General features: G+C 50.0%; 20 protein-coding genes. 15 read left to right on the forward strand and 5 right to left on the reverse strand.

Annotated features, from left to right (window positions below; all coding sequences use genetic code 11):
- The first annotated feature begins 345 nt into the window (after positions 1 to 345).
- The 4 genes from FHP88_RS18400 to FHP88_RS18415 all read left to right on the forward strand — a co-directional run bounded on the left by FHP88_RS18400 (position 346) and on the right by FHP88_RS18415 (position 3439).
- Positions 346 to 780, forward strand: coding sequence for a hemerythrin domain-containing protein (locus FHP88_RS18400; RefSeq protein ID WP_144360617.1), 435 nt, complete (start codon positions 346 to 348; stop codon positions 778 to 780).
- 83 nt (positions 781 to 863) lie between these two features.
- Entirely contained in the window at positions 864 to 1124 is a 261-nt protein-coding gene (locus FHP88_RS18405) for a DUF2249 domain-containing protein (protein ID WP_144360618.1), read from the forward strand.
- A 75-nt stretch (positions 1125 to 1199) separates the two neighbouring features.
- On the forward strand, positions 1200 to 2540 hold the full coding sequence (locus FHP88_RS18410) for a hypothetical protein (RefSeq protein WP_144360619.1): 1341 nt from the start codon (positions 1200 to 1202) through the stop codon (positions 2538 to 2540).
- Between the two features lie 191 nt (positions 2541 to 2731).
- Positions 2732 to 3439, forward strand: a complete 708-nt coding sequence (locus FHP88_RS18415; RefSeq protein ID WP_144360620.1) for a Crp/Fnr family transcriptional regulator — start codon at positions 2732 to 2734, stop codon at positions 3437 to 3439.
- A gap of 89 nt (positions 3440 to 3528) precedes the next feature.
- Here FHP88_RS18415 and FHP88_RS18420 read toward each other — a convergent pair whose 3' ends face one another.
- The 3 genes from FHP88_RS18420 to FHP88_RS18430 all read right to left on the reverse strand — a co-directional run bounded on the left by FHP88_RS18420 (position 3529) and on the right by FHP88_RS18430 (position 7060).
- Positions 3529 to 5163, reverse strand: a complete 1635-nt coding sequence (locus FHP88_RS18420) for a methyl-accepting chemotaxis protein (RefSeq protein ID WP_144360621.1) — start codon at positions 5161 to 5163, stop codon at positions 3529 to 3531.
- Positions 5164 to 5322: 159 nt separating this feature from the next.
- Complete coding sequence (gene nadA / locus FHP88_RS18425; RefSeq protein WP_144360622.1) at positions 5323 to 6366, reverse strand: quinolinate synthase NadA; 1044 nt, start codon at positions 6364 to 6366, stop codon at positions 5323 to 5325.
- Between the two features lie 25 nt (positions 6367 to 6391).
- A complete protein-coding gene (locus tag FHP88_RS18430; protein WP_144360623.1) occupies positions 6392 to 7060 on the reverse strand; it encodes an NUDIX hydrolase in 669 nt (222 codons plus the stop codon).
- A gap of 181 nt (positions 7061 to 7241) precedes the next feature.
- On the opposite strand from FHP88_RS18430, the gene FHP88_RS18435 reads away from it, so the two are divergent.
- On the forward strand, positions 7242 to 8105 hold the full coding sequence (locus FHP88_RS18435; protein WP_144360624.1) for an HDOD domain-containing protein: 864 nt from the start codon (positions 7242 to 7244) through the stop codon (positions 8103 to 8105).
- 22 nt (positions 8106 to 8127) lie between these two features.
- Positions 8128 to 9315, forward strand: a complete 1188-nt coding sequence (locus tag FHP88_RS18440) for a sensor domain-containing diguanylate cyclase (protein WP_186297796.1) — start codon at positions 8128 to 8130, stop codon at positions 9313 to 9315.
- Positions 9316 to 9341: 26 nt separating this feature from the next.
- Here the strand turns inward: FHP88_RS18440 and FHP88_RS18445 are convergent, their stop codons facing one another.
- A complete protein-coding gene (locus FHP88_RS18445; RefSeq protein ID WP_144360626.1) occupies positions 9342 to 10271 on the reverse strand; it encodes an ROK family protein in 930 nt (309 codons plus the stop codon).
- Between the two features lie 16 nt (positions 10272 to 10287).
- Positions 10288 to 11823, reverse strand: coding sequence for a dynamin family protein (locus tag FHP88_RS18450; RefSeq protein ID WP_144360627.1), 1536 nt, complete (start codon positions 11821 to 11823; stop codon positions 10288 to 10290).
- A 385-nt stretch (positions 11824 to 12208) separates the two neighbouring features.
- Between FHP88_RS18450 and FHP88_RS18455 the strand changes: the two genes are divergently transcribed.
- From FHP88_RS18455 to FHP88_RS18495, 9 genes are all read left to right on the forward strand, one after another.
- Positions 12209 to 12604: an SCP-2 sterol transfer family protein gene (locus tag FHP88_RS18455; RefSeq protein WP_144360628.1), complete on the forward strand. Its 396-nt coding sequence runs from the start codon at positions 12209 to 12211 to the stop codon at positions 12602 to 12604.
- A 241-nt stretch (positions 12605 to 12845) separates the two neighbouring features.
- On the forward strand, positions 12846 to 13997 hold the full coding sequence (locus tag FHP88_RS18460; protein ID WP_144360629.1) for an efflux RND transporter periplasmic adaptor subunit: 1152 nt from the start codon (positions 12846 to 12848) through the stop codon (positions 13995 to 13997).
- An 81-nt stretch (positions 13998 to 14078) separates the two neighbouring features.
- The gene (locus FHP88_RS18465; protein ID WP_420493010.1) at positions 14079 to 18044 is read left to right on the forward strand and encodes an efflux RND transporter permease subunit; all 3966 of its coding nucleotides are present in this window, start codon (positions 14079 to 14081) and stop codon (positions 18042 to 18044) included.
- A gap of 41 nt (positions 18045 to 18085) precedes the next feature.
- Positions 18086 to 18475, forward strand: coding sequence for a hypothetical protein (locus FHP88_RS18470; protein WP_144360631.1), 390 nt, complete (start codon positions 18086 to 18088; stop codon positions 18473 to 18475).
- Positions 18476 to 18577: 102 nt separating this feature from the next.
- Positions 18578 to 19339 carry a hypothetical protein gene (locus FHP88_RS18475; protein ID WP_144360632.1) on the forward strand — a complete coding sequence of 254 codons (762 nt, stop codon included), beginning with the start codon at positions 18578 to 18580 and terminating at the stop codon, positions 19337 to 19339.
- 1033 nt (positions 19340 to 20372) lie between these two features.
- A complete protein-coding gene (locus tag FHP88_RS18480) occupies positions 20373 to 21005 on the forward strand; it encodes a division plane positioning ATPase MipZ (protein WP_144360633.1) in 633 nt (210 codons plus the stop codon).
- A gap of 89 nt (positions 21006 to 21094) precedes the next feature.
- Positions 21095 to 21673: a DUF302 domain-containing protein gene (locus tag FHP88_RS18485; protein ID WP_144360634.1), complete on the forward strand. Its 579-nt coding sequence runs from the start codon at positions 21095 to 21097 to the stop codon at positions 21671 to 21673.
- Positions 21674 to 21909: 236 nt separating this feature from the next.
- The gene (locus tag FHP88_RS18490) at positions 21910 to 22398 is read left to right on the forward strand and encodes a hypothetical protein (RefSeq protein ID WP_260843372.1); all 489 of its coding nucleotides are present in this window, start codon (positions 21910 to 21912) and stop codon (positions 22396 to 22398) included.
- Between the two features lie 625 nt (positions 22399 to 23023).
- On the forward strand, positions 23024 to 24379 hold the full coding sequence (locus FHP88_RS18495; protein ID WP_335341530.1) for a substrate-binding protein: 1356 nt from the start codon (positions 23024 to 23026) through the stop codon (positions 24377 to 24379).
- The last annotated feature ends 5 nt before the right edge of the window (positions 24380 to 24384 follow it).

Raw genomic sequence — 24384 nt, forward strand, 5'->3', positions numbered from 1 at the left:
CGCGATTGGGAAGTTGGCCAACAGAATCAAAGGTCAGTGCCAGGAAAAGGAGGAAGAAAAACGCGGTGCCACCATAAAAGATGTTCCGCGCCATAGTTTTTGTGAAGGCCTGGGCCATTGTTATCCCCTCTATTATTTTCCGTTTGTAAGTAACGCGAAAGGTATACAGGGTGCATTAGGCCTGCATGTTCTGATCAGTTCCTTGATTTGAGTCAATAGAATATTAAGGATCAGTAACATTTTGAATTTGCACTGGATTGATTGAAATCAAGGTGTGAGTGGTGGCGAATTTCCGATACTCGCACTTCTATATCTACCCCGACTACAAGGATTAGGAAAAGCCACATGACAACAATCACTGAAACAATGGCCCGTGATCACAGACATTGTGATGAGTTTTTTGCAGAAGCAGAAGAGCTGATCTCACAGGGCGATTGGGAGCAGGGACGGGCAAAATTCAATGAGTTCCGCGATGCAACAGAAAATCACTTTTCTATGGAAGAAGGGATACTTTTTCCCAAATTTGAACAGAGAACAGGTCAGACAATGGGCCCAACCCAGATGATGCGTATGGAGCATACGCAGATGCGCCAGCTATTGGCGGATATGGAAGCGGCCGTTACGCATGAGGATGATGAGCGCTATTTGGGTTTATCAGAAACCATGATGATGGTGATGCAGCAGCACAACATGAAAGAGGAGCAGATGCTCTATCCGATGACTGATCAGGTATTTGCCGGCGATGCAGAGGCGACACTGCAAGAGATGAAAATGCTCTAAGGCTTGTACCGATCAACCCGATAGAGACCCACATGGATGATCTATATAGGGATATTGTCATTATTATTTGAGACATAAGTAGCATGGAAAAAAGGCTTGATGTCAGTATGCTGGAACCCTGTGAGCCCCTGGAGCGTACACTTGAGGCGGTTCAGCAGTTGTCATCAGGGGACTTTTTGCATGTTATGCACCGGCGTGAACCCCATTTACTCTATCCATTGCTGGAAAAAAGCGGCTTTGTTTGGCATTGCGTAGAAGAGCGCTCAGACCAGTATGCAATATATATCTGGAGGGAGAGTGATCAGGTGGCCGGTAAAGAAGCGACATCTCATTTTTCGAAATAGGTTGATCTCTGCGGTATAGGAAATATAGTATCGTTTGATACTATATTTCTGCGCCTTTGCTCAATTGGAGAGTTGATGCTAAACACTGCAAGCCTTTCACTGGATCAAGCTCCACCCATATCGATTCCATTCCGGTTTTTTTTGACGGCACCTCTGTTTGGTCTGGTGGCTGGCCTGTTGCTGCTGGTGTATGGCCCTACGTTATTTTTAACGCGTTGGGCACCGATGACCTTGGGGCTGACCCATCTTATTACCCTGGGCATGTTGGCTATGGTGATGTGTGGTGCGCTGTTGCAGATGTTACCTGTATTAGCAGGGTCACCGGTTCCGGCCGTGGTAATGGTGGGGCGTCTTTGCCATCTGTTAATTACTGTGGGTGCTGGGTTGTTGGTGTCCTCATTTATTACAGGGAGTGGTATCGCAAACGCTTTATCGTTGAGCTTGTTGGGCGCTGGCGTATTTCTTTTCTTCATTGCCGTTGCAGTAGCGCTATTACGGGTCAAACAGGTCACCCATACTGTCACCGCAATGCGTTTGGCGGTGATAGCTTTTCTCTTTACCCTGGTGCTTGGGTTGTTACTGGGGAGTGGCGTTCTCAGTAAGGTAGGGTTTGGTCATATTGCACCACTGGTTGATGTGCATCTCGGGTGGGGTGTCTTAGGCTGGATTGGACTTTTACTGATCGGTATCTCCTATCAGGTTGTTCCCATGTTTCAGGTGACGCCAGAATACCCAATGCTGATGCGGAGGTTTTTGGCGCCCGTGTTATTCATGGCATTAGTGGTCTGGACATTATTAATGTTGGCAGCCATCTTTAGCCTGATAGGGGACTTTATTCCAACGCTCTGGATGTTTTTGGTGTTACCGGGTTTCATGCTCTATGCCGTGGTAACGCTCCGGCTTCAGCAGCAGCGAAAACGGCGAATTCCCGATATCACGATGAAGTTTTGGCGAATCGGGATGTTCTCTATTCTCTTCAGTTCCGCCGTCTGGATCATCGGGAATGTATCGACTGTAGTTGCCAATAGTCCGCAATACCACTTGTTGTTGGGGGTTGGCTTGATTGCTGGTGCGGGTGTTTCTGTCGTGAATGGGATGCTGTACAAGATTGTCCCATTTCTATCCTGGTTTCATTTGCAGAATCGTCAGCTGAGTCTCATGTGCATGACAGTCCAGGTGCCAAACATGAAGGAGTTTATCTCCGATAAGGCGGCGCGATACCAATATAATGTCTATGTGGCGTCTTTGTTTTTACTGTTTGCTGCGGTGACAAAGCCGGAATGGTTTGCCCATATGGCGGGACTAGTCTTCCTGCTCTCTAATATCATGCTGTTTAGAAATCTCGTAATTGCGATGTCGCGATACTACACAACAAACCAGGCCTTGTTGTCGTATGCTGTTGATTCAGATAAGTAATTAACGAAATTTATTAACTATCCTCTCCCGACCCTGTTTCTCGGGCATGATTTCTTCGCATGCTGTTTGGTGATTGCGTAAAAGTTTTATTGAGCCCCTGATTTTCATTGCACTATATCTGCGGTAGAATGCCCTATCTTGAATGGATAACTATCTGATAGTTAAATGTTTATCTTTAAATATGGTGCACTATGCTGAGTGAGTTGAAAGAAGCCTACCTTTTTTCCCAGCTGGATGATGAGCAGCTGCAGCGTGTCAGGCAGATGAGCAATGAAATCCAGCTACAGGATAATGAGGCGCTGTTTGAGGCGGGTGATGAAGCGAAAAGATTCTTCCTGGTCAAGGAGGGGCAGATAAAACTCTCCAGGCTTTCACTCAATGGCAATGAGAAAGTGATTGAGGTCGTTGTTGCCGGACACACCTTTGCCGAGGCACTCATGTTCTCTGACAAGCCGGCCTATCCGGTGAGAGCTACCGCTATTGGAAAAACATCCCTGATCTCAGTCGAAAGTAAGGGTTTTCTTGATCTTCTCCGTGAGTCTACAGATACCTGCTTCCGTGTCATGGGTGACATGAGTATGCGTCTGCGTCGCATGATTAAAGAGATCGATGACCTGACGTTGCAGAGTGCGACCGGACGTGTTGCCGGTTATCTCTGTGGAAAATCGATGTTCAAAGGGCAGGTCAGAGTGGCCTTTGATCTCGCTACACCAAAAGGTGTTTTGGCCTCACGTCTCTCTGTAAAGCCCGAGACTTTCTCGAGGATTTTGCATAACTTTACTGATCAGGGACTGGTCAAAGTAAAGGGTGGGCATATCGAGATTCTGGATGTTGAGGGGCTGCGTAAGCATGCTGAATCTTCGGGGGTTTGTGGACAACATATTAGTCCTGAGAGCTAGTCACCGGATATAGGATACACAACTAAAACGGGGTGCTTCTGCACCCCGTTTTAGTTTTAAGATGAGTGGTGCCGTTATAAATCGCTGCTTTAAACCTTGAATTGACTGACTTGAGCCTGTAGGCCTTCACTCAACCGTGAAAGCTCCTGGCTGGATGTGGCTACCCGATCGGAACCACGGGTTGCCTCCTCTGCGAGTTGAGATATCTGCACAATACTGCGGTCAATCTCCTGGGCAACAGCGGACTGCTCTTCCGCAGCGCTGGCAATCTGTGTGTTCATATCAGAGATGGTAGAGATGGACTGAACTATTTTGTTGAGTGATTCAGCCGCAGCTTGCGCTTTGTCTACGGTAATTTGTGTGGTTGATTGACTCCTCGTCATTACCTGAACGGCCTCGCTGGTGCCACTTTGCAGTCGCTCAATCATCTGCTGAATCTCTTGGGTCGACTGTTGTGTACGGCTGGCCAGTGTTCTTACCTCGTCGGCTACCACCGCGAAACCACGCCCCTGCTCGCCCGCACGTGCGGCCTCAATTGCCGCATTAAGTGCCAGAAGATTGGTTTGCTCTGCAATGCCCCGGATTACATCCAATACTGAACCTATTGCTTCACCCTCTGACTCCAATCGATTAATGACACTTGAAGCACGTTCTACCTCACTTGCGAGGGTGTTGATGGCTTGAGAAGCCTCGTCGACAACACTGCTGCCATTTTTTGCCTCGTCATTGGCTTCACGAGCAGAGCTGGCAGTTTTTTCAGCATTTCGTGCAATCTCATGCACGGTGGCGGCCATCTCGGTGACAGCGGTTGCAACCTGATGAGTTTCTGTACGTTGCTCGTTCATGCCTTCGTGGCTTTTTGCTGTAATCGCAGAAAGTTCGTCGGCGGAAGAGGTGAGTTGGTTGGTGGCCGAACTGACCTGGGCGATGGTGTTCTGGACTTTGATGGCAAATTCATTGAATGCAGCGGATAGTTTCGCGACCTCGTCATTGCCACTGCTATCCAGGCGCTGTGTAAGGTCGCCGTCACCTGCGGCAATGTTGTGCATCGCTTGTGTTGTCAGTTGTAGTGGTACGCAGACACTTCGAGCAATGATGGCCGACAGAGTGATCAGGAAGAGCAATACTGCGCCGACGATGATTCCCAGAGTGGTTGCGCTCTTCCAGAAGGTGACTTCCACGTCGTCAATGTAAATGCCTGTGCCGACGACCCACTCCCACGGCTTGAATCCTTTGATATACGAAACTTTTTGTACCGGTTCTTCACTTCCGGGTTTTGGCCAGAGGTAGGGGACGGTGCCTTCCCCGTTGGCCTTAACGGTCTTCACGAACTCGACGAAAATGGCTGTCCCATTGGCATCTTTGAGTCCTGACATATCTTTCCCATCTAATGAGGGTTTTACGGCATGCATCAGTACCACTGAGTTCATGTCGTTGACCCAGAAGTAGTTACCGCCCTCATAGCGTAAGGATTTGATACTGGTCAGTGCGCCTGCTTTAGCTGAGGCCTCATCCATATCGCCCTTGCTAAAACGGCCATGGAAATCAGCAATAATGCTGTGTGCCGTTTCGACCAGTTTCTGGGTTTGCTGCTCCTTCTCATGCAGCAGGCTGCTTTTTAGCTGGATCAGTGAGATTGCCGTGATGACTGTGACGCCAATAACAGCTAACGAGATCAGTGCCCAGAGGCGGTGAGTAATTTTCAGGCGGCGCAACGCATTCATTTGAGACTCCTTGTCACCGCAAAGACTTCACTCCCGTCAATTGCAGCGTCAAGCTAAGTGTTGATGGTGTGCCCTCCGTTGCATGAAGATGTTGGCGACTGTCAAGGCAAAATCTTGAGGAGAAATTGATCTGGATCGGCTAACCAATTACCTGTATTCCTATTTCTTCTGGCTACTGGAAAAATCAAGCATTTTCTGGATCGATTTGACCGCTTGTTCACGGATTTCTGGATCAATGTGAATTTCGTTGTTTCCGGTTAGCAGAACCTGTTCCAGGTTTTGCAGGGCATTCATACCCATCCAGGGGCAGTGTGCGCAGCTCTCGCAGGTGGCTCCTTCACCTGCAGTTGGGGCCTCGATTAATTTTTTACCGGGCGCAAGTTGCTTCATTTTGTGGAAAATGCCGCCATCCGTCGCGACGATGAAGGTCTGATTATCCATGTCGGTAACCGCCTTGATCAGGGCAGTCGTTGATCCCACAACATCGGCCTGTGCGATGACCTCCTCCGGTGATTCAGGGTGCACCAGTACCGCTGCATCGGGATGCAGTCGCCTGATGCGTTCCAGCGCAACAGATTTGAACTCCTCGTGTACAACGCAGGAGCCGTTCCAGAAAAGCATATCGGCCCCGGTCTGTTTTTGAACATATCGGCCTAGATGTTTGTCCGGCGCCCAGATGATTTTCTCACCCCGTTCAGCCAGATGCTTAATAATAGGCAGGGCGATTCCAGAGGTGACTACCCAGTCAGCCCGGGCTTTTACCTTGGCGCTGGTGTTGGCATACACCACTACCGTATGGTCCGGATGCTGATCGCAAAATCGAGTGAATTCCTCTGCTGGACAACCTTCGTCAAGCGAGCAGGTGGCATTTAGATCCGGCATCAGTACTTGCTTTTCCGGATTAAGGATCTTGGCCGTTTCGCCCATAAAACGAACACCACATACAACCAGTGTTTCTGCTGATTGCTCTGTTCCAAAGCGGGCCATCTCCAATGAGTCAGAGACACAGCCGCCTGTCTCTTCTGCCAGTTCCTGTAGATCTCCACTGGTATAATAGTGCGCTACCAGTACGGCATTACGCTGTTTCAGCAAGGTCTTAATGCGCGCTTTCATGGCGCTTTTCTCATCGCTACTCAAAACCGGCCATTGTGGATGGGGCGGGACAATGACGGGATGTGGCTTAAGGGCGGTAGACTGGGTCATGATCTTCTCTCAAAAAGCTGGGTATTCAGCGGATAATTTCAACATGATTTGGGTTTAATGCACGATATATTTTTGCCGGCCTGTGGTTTCCGTTACGCTGTTTCCCGCCAACCTCTTCAAGCTGGTTCAGCGAGAGTATCCATTTGCGGAAGTTCCTTTTATCGAGTGATTCATTGCGCAGAATTTCATAAACCGATTGTAGTTCACTGAGGGTGAATGTCTCAGGCATGAGCTGAAATGCAATGGTTGAGTAGAGTGCCTTGGCCGCTAGGCGCTCCTGCGCCCGTCGAATAATCTCGGCGTGGTCAAAGGCTAGCTCCGGGAGTTGACTGAGTGGGAACCAGTCAGCTTCGGCCGCATCACTGCCTGCGTTGACAGTGAGTTTATTAGCCGGTGCGAGTGCATAATAGGTGACGCTGATGACGCGCTCTCTTGGATCTCTGTTGGGTCGTCCGAGGGTGAAAAGCTGTTCAAGATAGAGATCTGAAACCCCTGTTTCCTCTTTCAGTTCACGTTTTGCGCACTCTTCCAGGTCTTCATCGATCTCTAGGAAGCCGCCCGGTAGCGCCCATTTGCCTTTATGCGGATCATGCCTCCGGCAAATGAGTAGTAGCTGTAGCTGTTGCTCGCGCAAGGTGAAAACAGCCACATCAGTTGTTACCGCAGGATGGGGGTACTCGTAGGTGTAAGTCACGTCGGCTCGTTACTAAGTGTCAATTTTACACTATATGCGTTTCATTGCAGCGCAGCAAGCCACAAAAAATATTTTTGTATAACTTTATTAATGTCCAGTAATCCATTGTCGGTTAAAGTAAACTGGTTTAGATCCGCTATTATCTTTAATAGCAGTCATAGTCACTTAGAAGAGTTACTTTATGGACGTTGACAAAGAGGGTATCAAAATTGCGGTGCTTGAGGTCAAGCACCTTCCACCGCTCTCTATGACCGCCAGTAAATTGATGGAAGCTGTCACAGATGATGATATCGACCTTAAAGAACTGGCGGGTATTATTGATCAAGATCCAGGTCTGGCCGCAAGGATCATCGGCTTGGCAAATTCCGCCTATTTTTCTCAACCCACACCTGTCTACAGCGTGGAAGAGGCCATTATTCGTGTGCTTGGGTTGAATATGGTAAAGAGTCTTGCGCTTGGAATCACCGTTGCGGGTGTGTTTGAGGTTGAGCGCTGCCCACGGTTTGATCTGTCAGGATATTGGTTTGAGGCGCTTGCTGCTGGTCAACTGGCCCGTTCACTGGTGATGGCATTACCCGCTAAATCAAGACCCGATATGAGCGTGCTCTATCTCGGTGGGTTATTCCATAATCTGGGTATGTTGCTACTGGTTCATGTGGTAGGGGAGGCCTATTCTGCTGTCTTGCAGGAGGCGAAAAAGCCTGAGGCCGATCTACTGACCATCGAACGCGACCGTTTAGGGGTTGATCATAGGACCGCAAGTACCTGGTTGGCGGAGAAATGGCATCTGCCTCCCGTGATTGTGACACTGATGGGACGGTTAGGTGAGTCAGATTACCAAGGTGATCACTTGACTGAGGTGAGCTTGCTGAGTGCTGCTGTAATGTGGGTCGCTGATCTTCGGCAAGGGCGGGTTAATCCCTTGCTAGAGTCTCCTTGGTTGAAGACTATTGAGGGATTGGATAGTGATCGTTTAGGGCGTATTGAAGAGTCTTTTCTCTGTCAAATAGATGATCTGGAGTTGGTGGCCAGACAATTGGCATGATAGGTATATTGGGAATGACAGCGTGATATTTGACCATCAGGATCATTTCTTCGAACTTGTTGATGCACTTTCGGCGATAAGGGTACTCGCTCGACTGCCAATAGAGGAGGTGGCAGAGAAGGACTTTTTACGCCAATCCCTTGATGCACTCATGGCGCATCAAAACTTAGGCCAGTGCTCAATCTTTACTGCAGAAGAGGGGTTGCTTCAGTGCGCAGTGGGAGCAGGTGTTGACACCTTTGGGGGTGATGGGGTGTCCCATCAGGCAGAATCCGTCGAGAGTATGCGGTTTGTGCTTGGAGAGGGCATCATGGGTCTGGCTTATCAGACCGGGCAGATCCAATACTGTCGAAATTGTAAAACTGATCCCCGCTTCAAACCCTTTGTGAGAAGGGCACTGTTTTATGGTGATGGATCGCTACTGTCGATCCCCGTGATTTCTGGAGAACAGGTACTAGGTGTTCTCAATGTTTCGCACCATTTACCGGAGTTTTTTGAAACCTGGCATCAACACTTTCTTGTGCTGTTTGCCAATACATTGGGCCGTCTGCTACACCTGCATCGGATGATTCATGCACTGGGAGACGAGGTCGCCGTACGTACCCAATCGTTGGAGCAAGCACTTGAAGAGTCCGATGCATTAAGAAATCGCTACCAGCAATTGTCCATCAAGGATGAACTGACCGGTTTGTATAATCGCCGTTACTTTTTTGCAGAGGGTGAGGCGATGCTAGCGCGGGCTGTCCGCTACGAATCGCCTTTGAGTTTGCTGTTGATCGATGTCGATCATTTCAAGCGGGTGAACGATACCTGGGGGCATACTGTTGGGGATCAGGTGTTATGCCATATTGCGGATACTTTACTCAGTGAGGCCCGGACAGGCGATCTGGTCGCGCGCTTGGGGGGAGAGGAATTTGTGCTGATTCTGCCTAATACCGCATCGGAGGGTCTGGATATGATGGCAAATCGGATCCAAGAGCAGATCGCCAGTATGGGTTTTGGAATTGTCGATCAATCGATCGATTTGACCGTCAGTATAGGGATGACTGAGCTCGGGGCGCGTACGTCTACAGAGTTGCGTGTTCAGTTGGAGCAACTGTATCACGAGGCGGATCTGGCCATGTATCAATGTAAGTTGAATGGTCGCAATCGCCGAATGTTTTTTTCACGAGAGATGGACCAGATTGAACGTATGCCTTCTGGCGTCTGATTGGAGTAGGTTAGATTCGTGTCAATCTAAATCTGTTCTCGGTTCCTCTGATGCTCCTCGTTGACCTCCCATAACCACGCGGCACCTCTGACACCACTGGAATCACCATGTGCCGGTGGTAATAGCTGGGTGCTAACCACATCAGAGAAGATGTAGCGCGACCAGAGGGTAGGAATATTCTGGTACAGTCTAGTGAGGTTTGATAAGCCCCCGCCTAGGACAATCATCGTTGGATCGATGATATTAATCACGCTGGCAAGGCTGCGCGCGAGGCGGTCTTCATAGAGGGCCATCACCTCTTCTGCTGCGGTTTCCTTCGCTGTAAGCCGATCGGCGAAATCTTCTCCGGTAATCTGCATGCCCGTTGTCTGGTAGTACTGTCCACACAATCCGGTTCCGGACAGGAACGTTTCGATGCAACCTCTTTTGCCACAGTAGCAGGGTGCCCCGGGTAATTCGCTGGGTGTGGGCCAGGGGAGTGGGTTGTGTCCCCACTCGCCGGCGATTCTGTTTGCCCCAATGAATAGCTGTCCCCGGATGACAATGCCAGCGCCAGTCCCGGTGCCAATGATTACGCCAAATACTGAATCTGCACCCGCAGCGACCCCGTCGGTAGCTTCTGAAAGGGCAAAGCAGTCGGCATCGTTGGCGATTCGGATGGGCCGCTGCAATAGGCGTTCAATATCTTCCTGCAGCGGTTTGCCATTCAGGCAGGTTGAGTTGGCGTTGCGTATCAACCCTGTAGCCGGGGAGGCAGAGCCAGGTGTACCAATGCCGATACTTCCAGATTGCCCTGTCTCCTCTTCAATCGCTTGGACAAGTCCACTCAATGCCTCGAGTGTGGCCTGATAGTCCCCCGCTGGTGTCGGTATTCGTCTCTGATATAGACAATTACCCTGAGGGTCCAGGGCAATTGCCGCTATCTTAGTGCCGCCGAGGTCAATCCCGATACGCATCGCTTACTTGAGTTGATCAGGATTGATTCGCAGTAACGGTTTCCATGACCTCTGCATCGGCCTGTTTCTCTCTTGCAGGGGCTTGGTGTCCCATCTCGCTGAGGCTGAATGTCTCCTCGCCAGAGGGGTTGGTGAAGCGATCATTCAGGGACTGGACATAGTTGTCGGCGTCCTCTTTGACTTGCGTCAGTCGCTTTTTAGCGCCACGTCCCCAGCCTGCAGGTGATGTGCTGAAAATGCTGCGCCACGGTTTGGTGTTACGCAAAAAGGCATTGGCCAGATTGCCTCGAATGGCTAAGTGAGCGGACTGCTTTCTCAATCGTCTTAGCAGACTGCGAGCGGAGAGGGCGCGAATAACAAAATGAAGCCCCAAAATGACAGCCACGATGCCAACGCCAGAACTTATCTGTGCGACAGGGTTTGTCATTAATGAATCTAGCCAAGGTGGAGCGAAGCGGAAGCCCTCCCAGTAACCCAGGTTAATTGTGATGCCAATCAGTGCGATCAGGAGAAGGCTGAAGGCGACTGCATCACCCCATAGCACCCGCCGTTTCCATCTTGAAACGGCCTCACTGATGGCGGGTATGGCGCGCTCTTCAATATCGCGCGCGGTGCGCTCGAGTACGCCCACAATACGATAGGCGCGCTCGATCTCTACCTCATGCATCCGGTTGTGGATCTCCTCCAAATCGGCATCGCGCTTTCTTTCAAAGCGTTGACGAAGGTTGTCATCGGCGATGGGGACTGCTGCTTCCGGGTTGTAAATCGTATAAAAACGGCCCGCCGTGAGTCCGCGCTCACCCAGTGCCCGTTGCCAGGCAGCAACTACTTCTTCAGGATTATCTTCGCGTGCAGCAGAATCGATCTGGTTGAGTATGTAGAGGAACTTGCCAGCATCGTTTCGGTTGATGGTGTTGCTGACCAGGTGATCCAGTGTGTCGTGCATCGCACCGGGCTCAGGATGGCGCGCATCGAAGAAGACCAGGACCAGATCGGAGAGATCGATAATGTGATCGGTAATCTTCAGGGTTGAGGTGCGTTGTGCATCCGCATCAAATCCCGGAGAATCTATCAATATTTTGCCCCTGAGTTGCTCACTTGGACAGGTTTTCAACTGCAGGTAAGAATCGATCCGTTGGCCTTCTCCCTTCGCTACAAGTTCGATATCCTCACTCATTTGATAGAAGGGGAAGCGGGGGTCAGAGTCCAGGGCCACACCAGGAAGGGCATGGGCTGTTTTTTCTCGGCTATAGCAGGTGACAGTAAATTTATCATCGACTGCTTGATTGCCCGTCCGCTGGAGTTTGTATCCCAGATAGTGATTGATGAAGGTGGATTTGCCTGATGAGAAGGTGCCGAGTACTGAAATCAATGGCCACCACGGAATTTGCGTGGCATAGGATTCATCGGTATCAAGCAGGCCGGTACGGTAGGCGATGCGGTCCAGTTTTTTAAAGCTCTGGACAGTTTTGAGGAGTACGGGATTCTCCTGTTCGAGATGAGTCTCAAGATGTTTCAGGCGTCCCTCGATGAGTCTTCCTGCCGTGTTCATGAACTGCTCCTGATGTCTGAAAAGGGTTGCTGAGTTCGATTTTTTTGCCCTAGATCAGCATTACCCTAAAAGATTATATACACCATACTAACGCGCCAGGGCGGCGGGTGGTAGTCTGTAGCTGTTGGTAGACCATGGCGAAATTACGACCCAAGGCAACTGCTTTTTGCTGGTTCGCGAGTTCGCAGGGTCGAGTTGCACCTAGAAAAAAGTGTATTTGGCCAAATACTTATAGATGTTTGGCTGTGATGATGTGTCTTTATAAATATTGCATTATATGAGTATATAAGAGATACTTAATAAACTATTAAACCTGTTTTTTCAAACCGTTTAATCATTGATCGGATCAATGACTCTAAACATACAATAAGAGTGGGAGATAAACATGGCTGAACTGTTTTCTGAAGAGTGGATGCAGAGTTTCATGACCCAGTGGAATGCTGAGTCTGAATTAGTTGGAGCGCTGGAGCAGATCGGTTTTGGGAGTGTGATCGGATACGGGTTTGAGGGCGAAGATGCTCCCCGTGGCGTGATCACGGTCGAGAATGGTAAGGCCGTCGCAGCCGGAGCCTATAATGGTGAAAATCTTAATTGGGATATCCGTTGCAGCGATGCCCAATGGAAAAAGTGGATCAGCAAACCGCCTGGCATGATGGGGCTTGGTATGGCGTTCACTTCAGGGAAAATGAAGTTCAAAGTAGGTGATTACGGTTCTATGCTCAAAGATCCACGCATGGCAGGGCCCTTTATTAAGAGCTTCTCTGTGATGGGTAGGGCTTAAAGTCGGGTGTGAGCCCGGTAGCCACAGTTTTTGAGTGACATGAAGTGATAGGCAGCCACCCCGATGGACTCTGGGGTGGCCGCTACAACTGTAACCTTAGCTATACAGAGATGAATTGTTTGGGCGCGATGCTGAAAGAGACGCCTGAGTATCTGAGAGTACCCTGCTCTTTGTTTGTCGTGGTAAAGTCAGCAGGGTGGTATATCAATAGCAGTTCTTAATCAGCGGGATAATTATAACAATGGGTATCCAGATCCATGCGATTACGCTGGCGGCAGCACTGACTGTCGCTTCAGCCATACCTCTAACTGTTTGGGCAGAGGGTGACGCAGATTACTTCACCGTCCAGCAGGCACAAGGGGCTTCAACCGTCTCTCTAGGTGGAACCGTCATCCCTTATAAGGAAGTTACCCTATCTGCACAGGTGCCTGGGCGGGTCAAACACCTTGCTGGTATTGAGGGAGATACCTTTGAAAAGGGTACTTTGCTGGTAGCTTTAGATGATTCGGAGTTGTTGGCTAAGCGCAACTCTGCGCTAGCTCAGCTCGCAACGGCCGATGCGCAGATGCGTGCCGCAGGGGTGCAGTACAACAGGGAGCTATGGTCTCCGCAATCCAAACAATCGATGGGGGGCATGGGGCTGCCGAATCTGTTTGATCAGATGTTTACCCGTCCCATGGAGGGCATGTCTGGAACCCGGAATCAAGGGGTTGAGAGACGCGCTGACCTCTACAATTCCGGGGTACAGATTACCCAGGCACAAAATGCCATCCTTGCTGCTCAGTCACAGATCCAGGCCATTGATGCCAAGTTGCGTGATGCGATCAGTTTGGCTCCATTTGATGGGGTTATTCTGAAAAAACATGTAGAAGTGGGTGACACCATGCAGCCAGGCCAGCCGCTGCTGGTCTACGCGGATGTGGAATATCTGCAGATCATGGTGGATGTTCCCGCCAGACTTCGCCCCAGCCTTTACGAGCAGATGATGCTTCAGGCTGAACTCGATGTAACCGGACAGGTGGTCCCTGTGCGGGTTGCCCAGATTTTTCCAACGGCTGATTCTCAGCGTCACACGGTAAAAATTAAGTTTGACTTGCCCCAAGGTGTCTCTGCTCCGGGCATGTATGTGAAGGTGCGGGTGCCGGATATGACGGCTCCTGCCAGGAATCACCCTGTCATTCCATCGACGGCCATCCGTTATAACGGCAGCCTTCCTGGTGTCTATGTGCAGGGCAAAAATAATCGCCCTGAGCTGCGACTGATCCGCGTGGGAGAGAGCCTGGATAATGGTTATGTCAGTGTCCTTTCCGGGCTTAGTTCTGGCGAGAGGGTTTTGCGTAACCCGGCGAACGGTGTCGCTTCCGGTTGGGCAAGTTCGGCCGAGAAGCGCTGAGTGAATGAGTGTGGCTGCCTGTCACACATCCTCATTATCCCCCAACTCCTGTCATGCAGCTGCAACCAAGTGTGAATAATGATGAATCAGGAAGAAAAAAAAGAAGATCTGAATGAGGTGCAGTTAACCGATGACCAACTAGGTCTTGCTGGTCGTACCGCGCGCTTCTTCATTAACTCCCCGCTTTCACCCCTGTTTTTTATCTCCATGATGCTCATGGGGCTGCTGGGCCTGATGATGACGCCGCGACAGGAAGATCCGCAGATCTCTGTCCCGATGGTCGACATCTTCGTGAATTATACGGGTGCCTCTGCCGACCAGGTTTCCAATCTTGCCATTGAGCCGCTTGAACGGATCATGAGCGAGATCGATGGTGTAAAACATGTCTACTCAGCCTCGCAGCGTGGCATGGGTATCGTTACCATCGAGTTTGATGTTGGCGAACAGATGGGGCCTTCACTGGTTAAGGTGAACGACAAGCTTGACTCGAATATGGACAAGATTCCCCCAGGCGTCTCTCCTCCACTGGTTAAAGCAAAAGGTATTGATGACGTCCCTGTTGTAAACATTACGCTCTGGTCAAAGGACCTTGACGGTAATGGTGTGCCGGATGTGGATGATGGTCAGCTACGCATGTTGGCCCATGATGTATTGCAGAGTGTGAAAGAGATCCCCGATACCGGTAATGGGTTTGTTGTCGGTGGACGTGCCGAACAAGTCACCATTGAAGTATCACCTGAGAGACTGTCCGGTTACGGCATCAGTCTTGATCAGGTAGCGAATCGAATTCAGACCTCAAACAGCGAGCAGCAGGCGGGTGGTGTTGAGTCGGGCAATACCCGGCTGACGGTAATGACAGGTGCCTTTTTAAAGACGACGGATGACATCAGCCGGCTTGTAATTGGTACCCACAATGACGTTCCTGTCTATGTTCATGATGTTGCCCGGGTAGTACAGGGGCCTGAAGATGCCAGTCAATTGGTGGCGTATTACACCGGTCCTGCAGGTGATCATGCCCAGCCAGCCAGCGGTATTCCCGCCGTCACCATAGCGGTCGCCAAGAAACCAGGCGTGAATGGTGTGACCGTGGCGAGTGCCATTCTTGAGCGGGTTGAGATGTTAAAGGGTATCCGTATCCCTTCAAATGTTGAAGTAAGCATTACCCGGAACTACGGTGAAACCGCTGAGGATAAAGTTAATGAACTGATCTTTAAGCTGTTTGTTGCGACCGGCTTTGTGTTCTTGTTGGTACTGTTTGCCTTCCGTGCTTTGCGCCCTGCAATTGTTGTCGTGCTGGTTATTCCCGTTGTATTGCTAATGACTATTTTCTCCGCCTGGGTGGGTGGTTACACCATCGACCGGGTAAGTTTGTTTGCCCTGATCTTCTCTATTGGTATCTTGGTGGATGATGCCATCGTGGTGGTGGAGAATATCTATCGTCGCTGGCTGGAGAGCGGTAAAACCGATATTAATACGGCGGTAGATGCTGTTCGCGAGGTTGGAAATCCAACCATTTTGGCGACCTTCACGGTCATCGCCGCCCTGCTGCCAATGGGTTTCGTCAGCGGCATGATGGGCCCTTACATGGAGCCGATTCCCGCGTTGGGTTCTGCGGCCATGCTGATCTCCCTGTTTGCGGCCTTTGTATTCACCCCCTGGCTGGCGATTTCACGTTGGTTGCGGCCGAGCATGGCCTACCTCGAGGTAGCCGAAGAGCGGGAAAAAGTGGGTACTGAACGACTGGCCCGCTTCTATGAAAAAATATTGACCCCGCTGATCCAGTCTTCGACCAAGCGCGTCATATTCCGGGTAGTGCTATGGGGTGCCTTCTTCTTCGCCTGTTCCATGTTCTACACCAAATGGGTTGCGGTTAAGATGTTGCCGCTCGATAACAAGCCCGAGTTCTCAGTAGTGCTGGACATGCCTGAAGGGACGGCATTGCCTGTGACGGCCAACCTGGCGCATCAGATTGCGGAGAATCTACGGCAGATGCCAGAGGTGACTGCACTGCAAGTGTATGCCGGTACGGCCCGACCATTTGATTTCAATGGCATGGTCCGCCACTACTACCTGCGTCAGGATCCCTGGCATGCGGAAGTTCAAGTTCAGTTATTGCACAAGAGTGAACGCAAGCGGACCAGTCATGAAATTGCCGTAGCCGCCCGCGAAGTTGTTAAAGGGTTGGTGGGGGATAGCAATGCAAAATTTGCGGTGGTAGAGATGCCGCCCGGCCCACCGGTATTGCAGTCAGTGGTGGCCGAAGTCCATGGTCCAACGCCCGAGATACGTCGCCAGCTGGCTGCTGATCTGACCACCATTTTTGAGCAGGCCGAGAGTCTGGTTGATGTCGATAACTACATGCGCGGTAGCTATGAGTATTGGCTATTCAAGGTCGATACGGAAAAGGCGGTAAGACGGGGGATCTCGGTTGATGCGATCAATAGAAATCTGTCTATGGCGCTTGGCGGTATGCGTCTTGGTGATGTGAAGCAGAAGGCGGGACATGAGCCGGTTAACATTGTTATTCAGGTGCCCTTGGCTGAGCGTTCACAGATCAATCGTCTTGGGGATCTGCCCATCATGTCAAAGAATGGTGTCACATTGCCACTGAGGGAGTTGGGTGCTTTCGAGCGCATGCAGGAAGAACCAATTATTTACCACAAGGATCTGCGGTCGGTTGAGTATGTCGTGGCCGATGTGGGTGGTGAATTGGCCGCTCCCGTCTATGGTATGTTCCAGGTCCAAGATATACTCGCTGCCGATTATATTGCACCCGATGGTGTGGCGGTGGATGCCTTCTGGTTCAAACCGCCAGCGGACGACAATCAGTCCAGTATTGAGTGGACGGGTGAATGGACTGTTACCTTTGAAACCTTCAGGGATATGGGCGCTGCATTTATGGTCGCCTTGGTGTTGATTTATATTCTGGTGGTGTGGGAGTTTGGTAATTTCCGAATTCCGGCTTTGATTATGGCGCCAATACCGCTGACCCTGCTGGGTATTATTCCCATGCATGCGATTATGGGTGCAGAGTTTACGGCTACCTCTATGATTGGGTGGATCGCGCTGGCGGGTATTATTGTGCGAAACTCAATCTTGCTGGTTGATTTCTCCATCCATGAAATCCAGCGTGGCGTCCCTGTTTCTGAGGCCGTGGTACGTGCCTGTACGACGCGAACCCGCCCTATTATGATCACGGCGCTGGCCCTAGTGTGCGGCTCGAGTGTGATCTTCACTGATCCGATCTTCCAGGGTATGGCTATTTCACTGGCCTCTGGTGTTATGGTGTCAACCATTCTGACACTTATTGTCATCCCCCTGGGTTGTATCAAAGCCAGTAAATCTTTGTGCGAAGTTGCGGCAGCGGGTTATGACGGGAGTAATGGACCTCTGTTGGAGCTCGAAGATATGCCGATGCCAGAGGCCAAGCCAGTGGCACCTCGGCCGTCATTTGTTATGGCTGTGTGGGGTAAGGTTGCAACAGTTCTTCTGATGCTTTTCTATGCGGTTCGCGGCGTTTTTCTCCTGCTGGGCCAATTGTTACCTAAACGAGCAGCGCAGGCAGCTCCGGCATCATCCGCGCAGGCTTCAGAAGCCGCTTCTGCTAATGAAGTCGCTTCACCTGCTACCCCAGCGCCTGTCGAGACATCACAAAATCACGATTTACCACCCGTGGATGTGGCTCCATCGATTGAGACTAAATCTGTCGCGCCGGCGGAAAATGGCGTGTCTCCAGATAAGTCGGAACCTGAAGCGGCTGAAGTCCCCGTGAAACCTGCTGTAAAGAAAACAGCGAAAACGCGAACAAAAAAGGCAGCTCAGAAGAAGGTGGTTGCCAAGAAGAAGGCCGTAGTAAAGAAGCCGCCTGTCGTGAAGAAAAAAGTAGTAAAAAAAGTTGTGGAAAAAAGTGTACCGGCTACACAGCGGGTCCAGAAATCCGGTTCTACACCCGAAGTCGATGCGTCTGCAACGGGGAATCCTGCGATACGGAAGGGTGGACGCCGTGGAATTCGACTCAAAGTTGATAATGAAAGCGGTATCGAGTGAGTCTGATGCGATACTCTGGGATGAGACGAAGAGCCATCCTGATGTCAGTGGCTTCCTTTGTTCTGGTGATGCAGTCTGCGATAGCAGATGGTGTAAAGAGAGGATTTGGTCATTTCCGGCCTCTCAATGAATCTACTCTTGGGGTGCAAGGCAAGAAGTCCGATCGATATGCGGGCGACGAAGTGCGTCCAGATGTGAGGTATCGATATCGCCCTGCACCTACTGGCGGAAAAAATCGCTATGCCATGCCCCGGGAGTCAGCGCCGCGGATCGCGCCGCGTCTTAATCAGCAAAATGGAGGAGTTGTTATCCCCTGGAACGGAGGTCAGCAGATGCCGATACCACCGCAAGGAAGTACTGGGAATTCTGTGATCACTCCTGAACGGATGCATCCGGGCTATCGATTTCGCCCGCAGGAAAAAGTGCGGTAATTACAATTAGAAAGGATAAACCGGAATACCCGGATTACAGGGTGGATCGGTGGATAAGCTGGACTGGCAGATGTTTCAAAAGCCAGCAATTTGGAGGTTAAGATGTCAGGTTTTCGTCAGTTCATATCAGTAGGCTTTGTTGTCATGTGGGCAGGGATGTCACCTGTTGAGGCTGCAACACCAGCCGCGGTAGAATTTTCGGCAGACACCTATCAGTCAGGTCCCAAACAGGTGCAGCGCGTGGGTCGTATTTATGTGGGAAAAAATAGAATACGGAGTGAAACCCAGCAAAATGGCCAGCCTGTTGTTAATATCATCGACTCAGATAATAAGTTAACCTGGGTACTCTATCCTCAGCAGCAGAGTTATATTGAGTATCCTATGGGGAGCACCGAAAACATTACGGGTCAGAAAGGGAGTCCTTGTGAAGGGATTCCAGGGGCTGAATGTAAGCGTTTGGGTGATGACATGGTGCAGGACAGGCCGGCAACCAAATGGAGTGTTGTGATCACCGGGCAGAGCGGTGCGATGCGCAGTACCCAGTGGATCGGCAAGCAGCGGTCAATCCTGTTGCGGCAGGAGATCGATGGCGGGCCGGTTATGGTGCAGCATATGCAGGCTGTTGAGGAACTCAATGGACGCCAGGTAGAGAAGTGGGAGATGACCATGAGTCAGGGTAATCAGCCAGCGCAAAGTTCGACGCGCTGGTTTGATCCGCAATTGAATCTGGCGATTAAAGAGATGAATGCCGGAGGATATGTTCGGGAATTGCGCAATATCAAGATTGGAAGTCAAGACCCTGAATTATTTGCGATTCCCAGTCATTTCAGGAAAATTATCCCACAGCAGCCGCAAAAACAATGATGTTGGCGTGTTCTTTGAACCAGATGAACGAATCTACAGTCATGGGTAAAGTATAATGATCAAGATGAGACAGATATTTGCTATCGTGACTGGGCTAAGTATGTTGCCCTTATTTGTTGGTAGCGTTATTGCAGCACCCACTGGTGTGCCGCAGTATATGGTCCCAGCCTACATGCCGGCATCTCCGGCGCGGAGCGTCGCGAGTTTTCGTCCTCGGTATCGAGCACAGCAACCGGTTCGATATCTCCCGGTAAATACACCGCGGCAGGGCATGCCACCTGCAGGATATTACCCTGTTCGGAGGGCAGTGGCTTGGCCGCTTCCTGTGAGTTATCAACCTATTGCACGGCGACTGCCTCCACCCCAGGTCTATCCATGGGGCGTGCGCGGCTTTCCTATGATTCCGAGTCATATGTCGGGTTATCAGACAAGGCCGATGCCAAGAATGGCCTATGGGTATCCTTATCCACAGCGCGCTATGCCTTGGAGAGGTGCCCAATCTGCGTATCCAGGTTATCGTGGATACCGGCCTCCAGCACCGGTGAATTATCGTCAGCCTAATGCCTGGATGCCGCCGGTGCGATCAGCGATGCGTCCTCCTGTTTATGGGTATCCACAGCAACGAATTACCCGGCCTGCAATGCCTCTGCATCAGCCGATGCCAGCACGACTTGCCCGCTATCAGCCTTATTATAATCATCCAGCTGCCCACCAGAATTATCGATTCAGGCCTGCGCCGTCTGCGGTTGCATATCAGGGAAACCCGGTGTCTACCCCGTATCCCTATCGCCCAAGTTATCCGGTGAATTACAATTTCAGGCCAGATCTCCGTAACCCTAATGTCGGTATCAACCCTTGGGGTCCCTATGCAATGAGGCCTGCTCCTGGACGTTATCCCAAAAGTTATACTGCGCATCAAAACGAGACATTGGCGTGGTCAAATGCACCCTATGTGGGAAAGTATTGATTGGGGAAACTGCATATACTGTTCTGGGTGTTCCATTATTGAAATAATAAAAACAAGGGCTTGGGTATGATAACAGTCGTTGGTAGCCTGAAAGGTGGCTCTGGAAAAAGTACGGTAACGTTTAATCTCGCTATCTGGCTAGCGATGGCTGAGGTGAATATACAGGTAATTGATCTCGATCCTCAGGCCACCTTGCGTGATGTTGCAGAGGTTCGTGACGAAGAAGGTTACCGTCCAAAGATTTCTGTTAAGGGTAAGAAGTACCTGGAGAGCGAAAAGCTTCAGCATGCTGACGAAGTCCTGATTGATATCGGCACAGCGGATATTGAGATGATGAAGCAGGCGATTCGTCTGGCCGATCGTATACTGGTTCCTGTACCTCCCTCCCAGGCTGATATCTGGTCAACACAAAGATTTATCCAGTTTGTGAACTCTATAACGGATGAGAAGAAGCCTGAAATGATCGGCTTCATAAATCGTGGGGATACCCATCATGCGGTTCGAGAGACTGATGAAGCGGCCGCAGCATTGGTTTCACTGCCAGGGATGAAATTTATCAAACCCCGCCTGTCGCAAAGGACAATATTCCGGCGCTCATTCAGTGAGGGATTAGCTGTTTTTGAGTTGAATCAGAAAGGGAAGGGCGCTAAAGAGCTGAATTCCTTATGCGCGAAGCTCTATCCAAATGTGCTGAAATAGTGATTAATAATTATCAGGCAAAGGTAGGCGCTGTCTGTAAAAAATAATACATCCGCTCTAGCGGGTGAGAAGACGGAGAGGTATGACACATGCGTATCATCAGAAATCTATTTGCCCTGATTGGCCTTCTAACGGTTATCGCTGTGGCTGTGGCAACGCTAAAAACACAAGCGATTCTGGACAGTTTTGATCCTGGTGCCGCAGGTGTTTACAAAGAATTGGCAGAGAATATTATTGAGACTCGGAATGCAGCTGAAGCGACCATTTGGAAGGTCCCGGTTGAAGAGGGCATCACGCCTGAAGATGTGGAGCAATCCATGAAAACAGTTGCAAACGAGCTGAACATTTCCAATGTAGGCGAATTACCACTGTATAAGGATGTTGAGGCAAAAAGTGGTGAAAAATACCGCTTTGTGAAGATCTATATGTTCTGTAATTCGCTGACCGCTGCAAGAATGCTTGATTACAGCGATGCCTTTTCCGCCTATTTGCCTTGCAGAATCACAATGGTTGAAGATAAACAGGGCAAACTCTGGCTCTATGCGCTTAATATGGATTTAATGATTCATGGCGGTGAGCCGTTACCACCCGCACTCAAGGAAGAAGCCGTGCATGTTAAAAATGTAATTCTTGAGATCATGCGGCGTGGCGCGATAGGCGATTTCTAGTGTGTAGATGCGACTCACTTTTTTGCGCCTGAGTGAGTCGCAAGATCTGACAAGGTCGTTTGTAAAGCACCGATCGTGCTACTAAGACTCGAATGATTCCTCTGGCTATCAAGTGCGACGTCCTGTCAAAAAGTAGGGGCGAAAGGTAATTATCCGTGCTACTATATTAGAAGTACTTAATATTATTAATAACGAAATAATCTCTACTGGCAAGTGCTGGTTCTAGGGTGGTAGATATGGTCCAGAATAAAGAGAATGAGCATCAGGACATGACTGCAGAGAAAGAGCCGGTTTATTCAATGGATCGCCTGTCTGAGGCATTTGAAACCAGCGCCAGGCGCTGGGAACTGATTGTTTATCCGTCTCTATTTGCCTTCATCATATTGGCGGCGTATGGATTTTTTTTAGTCTACAGCCTAGCCAAGGATGTTCATTATCTCGCGGTAAGTGTGGATTCGAATATGACGGTTCTTGCCAGTAATATGCAGTCAGTTTCAGACAATATGGGGCATATGACGGCCAACATTAAGGTTATGTCAGGTCACATGGCTGAAATAAATGAAAAGGTAGGTACACTTGAGCCGATGTTGGCGACTATCGGTTCTATGGATCGATCGATGGGATCAATGACCCAATCCACCTATATCATGCGTAATGATATATCGAGAATGAATCATAACATCTCTCGTCCAATGACCTTTATGAACACTTTCATGCCCTGGTAAGTTAGCCAAACTGTAACTCATCCCTTCACCGGGGCCACGGTCAGTGGTTCCGAGCCACTTATTATATTTTTCCCAAGCGATACACAGGGCTGTATGTCTATATGGTTTAGCCAGCTTTCTGTTCACCTCTCCTAATGAATTCCTGCTCAAGTTGACCATTAATGTGAATGGGCTTACTTATTCTGCCGCAGCGAATAGCGGTGTTACGATTCTACACGGACTGTGTTACCGATATCTGTGTTCTTCAGTAACACTGCCTTGTTCTGTGATGACTATCTATTTGATTCTCAATGGAATCAAAAGACGGCATTAATATTGCATTCTGGTAGTCTGCCCAATAATGATTGTCTGTATGCACCAGATATAGTGATTAGTGTGGTTGATAACGCCAAGCACGGGCAGTTTGAACAATAAATAGAGATATTGACAATGAGTCAGTCACTGAATTGAACAGGTTTTAGACCCTGATTGATCAGATAGAAAGTACGTAAAAGTGCTTTCTGGGAACCTGGGTTGTTGCGGTAAGTCCTTAAATTACAGCGATACCCAAGTAATTCAGCCGACCTGAGTTGTAATTACACAAAATGGGCATTCAGCCTAAAACGGAGAGAGAGGAAAAATAGTAATGAGTGATGATAAGACGAATACCAGCGAATTGTCCCGTCGTGGCTTCATGAAGGTCGGTGCTGCGGCACTCACCGCAGCCAGCATGCCGATGTTCTTCACTAAAGATGCTTGGGCAGCGAAAGAATTTCGCAATAACCCAGGTAATGCAGGCACAGTAAAATTTGGTTTCAATGTTCCCCAGTCTGGCGCTTATGCAGATGAGGGTGCTGATGAGTTACGCGCCTATAAGTTGGCGGTAAAACACATCAATGGCGAGGGTGATGGCGGTATGCTCAACACCATGAAGCCACTCTCTTTGAAAGGCAATGGCATCTTGGGCAAGAAGCTTGAGTATGTAACGGGTGATACTCAGACCAAGTCTGATGCCGCTCGTGCATCGGCCAAGCGTATGATTGAAAAAGATGGCGTGGTCATGATTACCGGTGGTTCATCTTCCGGTGTGGCTGTTGCTGTACAGGGCCTCTGTCAGGAGATGGGTGTTATATTTATGGCGGGCTTGACCCACTCTAATGACACCACGGGTAAAGACAAACGCCGTTATGGTTTCCGTCACTTCTTTAACGCCTACATGTCCGGTGCTGCACTGGGTCCTGTGTTAAAGCAAGAGATGGGTACCGAACGTAAAGCTTACCATTTGACCGCTGACTATACTTGGGGTTGGACCCAGGAAGAGTCAATCAAGAACACCACTGAGGCGCTGGGTTGGAAAACCACCGCGGCTGTTCGTACCCCAGTGGGTGCCGGTGACTTCTCCCAGTACATTACTCCTGTATTGAACTCGGGTGCCGATGTGTTGATCCTGAACCACTACGGTAAGGATATGATCAACTCTCTGACACAGGCGGTTCAGTTTGGTCTGCGTGACAAACAGGTGAATGGTAAGAACTTTGAGATCGTTGTTCCGCTGTTCTCTCGTTTGATGGCACAGGGTGCAGGCGAGAATATCAAAGGTATCCTGGGTACCACCAACTGGAACTGGGCGCTGCAGGATGAAGGTTCTAAAGCCTTTGTTAAATCCTTCGGTCAAGAATACGGTTTCCCACCCTCAATGGCAGCTCACACCTGCTATGTGCAGGCTCTGCTGTATGCCAATGCGGTTGAACAGGCCGGTAGCTTCTATCCACCAGAAGTGATTAAAACTCTGGAAGGCTTCAAGTTTGATGGTACGGGTAACGGTCCTACCGAGTATCGCGCTGAAGATCATCAGTGCTTCAAGGATGTACTGGTTGTACGTGGTAACCAGAATCCAACTTCACAGTTTGACCTGCTCAATGTTGAGCAGATCGTTCCTCGCTCGCAAGTTGAGTACGACGCCAAGATCTTTGGCGGTGAACTCGGCCCCTACGAGGTTTAAGCTGC

Source organism: Sedimenticola selenatireducens (genome assembly GCF_007625115.1).
Classification (GTDB): domain Bacteria; phylum Pseudomonadota; class Gammaproteobacteria; order Chromatiales; family Chromatiaceae; genus Sedimenticola; species Sedimenticola selenatireducens_A.

Excerpts from the sequence above, each read along its gene's own strand:
- FHP88_RS18415 (WP_144360620.1), top strand. The coding sequence starts at position 2,732 with ATGCTGAGTGAGTTGAAAGAAGCCTACCTTTTTTCCCAGCTGGATGAT.
- FHP88_RS18455 (WP_144360628.1), top strand. The coding sequence starts at position 12,209 with ATGGCTGAACTGTTTTCTGAAGAGTGGATGCAGAGTTTCATGACCCAG.
- FHP88_RS18445 (WP_144360626.1), bottom strand. The coding sequence starts at position 10,271 with ATGCGTATCGGGATTGACCTCGGCGGCACTAAGATAGCGGCAATTGCC.
- FHP88_RS18470 (WP_144360631.1), top strand. The coding sequence starts at position 18,086 with ATGTCAGTGGCTTCCTTTGTTCTGGTGATGCAGTCTGCGATAGCAGAT.
- FHP88_RS18495 (WP_335341530.1), top strand. The coding sequence starts at position 23,024 with ATGAGTGATGATAAGACGAATACCAGCGAATTGTCCCGTCGTGGCTTC.
- FHP88_RS18400 (WP_144360617.1), top strand. The coding sequence starts at position 346 with ATGACAACAATCACTGAAACAATGGCCCGTGATCACAGACATTGTGAT.
- FHP88_RS18465 (WP_420493010.1), top strand. The coding sequence starts at position 14,079 with ATGAATCAGGAAGAAAAAAAAGAAGATCTGAATGAGGTGCAGTTAACC.
- FHP88_RS18410 (WP_144360619.1), top strand. The coding sequence starts at position 1,200 with ATGCTAAACACTGCAAGCCTTTCACTGGATCAAGCTCCACCCATATCG.
- FHP88_RS18450 (WP_144360627.1), bottom strand. The coding sequence starts at position 11,823 with ATGAACACGGCAGGAAGACTCATCGAGGGACGCCTGAAACATCTTGAG.
- FHP88_RS18405 (WP_144360618.1), top strand. The coding sequence starts at position 864 with ATGGAAAAAAGGCTTGATGTCAGTATGCTGGAACCCTGTGAGCCCCTG.
- FHP88_RS18435 (WP_144360624.1), top strand. The coding sequence starts at position 7,242 with ATGGACGTTGACAAAGAGGGTATCAAAATTGCGGTGCTTGAGGTCAAG.
- FHP88_RS18490 (WP_260843372.1), top strand. The coding sequence starts at position 21,910 with ATGGTCCAGAATAAAGAGAATGAGCATCAGGACATGACTGCAGAGAAA.
- FHP88_RS18460 (WP_144360629.1), top strand. The coding sequence starts at position 12,846 with ATGGGTATCCAGATCCATGCGATTACGCTGGCGGCAGCACTGACTGTC.
- FHP88_RS18480 (WP_144360633.1), top strand. The coding sequence starts at position 20,373 with ATGATAACAGTCGTTGGTAGCCTGAAAGGTGGCTCTGGAAAAAGTACG.
- FHP88_RS18475 (WP_144360632.1), top strand. The coding sequence starts at position 18,578 with ATGTCAGGTTTTCGTCAGTTCATATCAGTAGGCTTTGTTGTCATGTGG.
- FHP88_RS18485 (WP_144360634.1), top strand. The coding sequence starts at position 21,095 with ATGCGTATCATCAGAAATCTATTTGCCCTGATTGGCCTTCTAACGGTT.
- FHP88_RS18420 (WP_144360621.1), bottom strand. The coding sequence starts at position 5,163 with ATGAATGCGTTGCGCCGCCTGAAAATTACTCACCGCCTCTGGGCACTG.
- nadA (WP_144360622.1), bottom strand. The coding sequence starts at position 6,366 with ATGACCCAGTCTACCGCCCTTAAGCCACATCCCGTCATTGTCCCGCCC.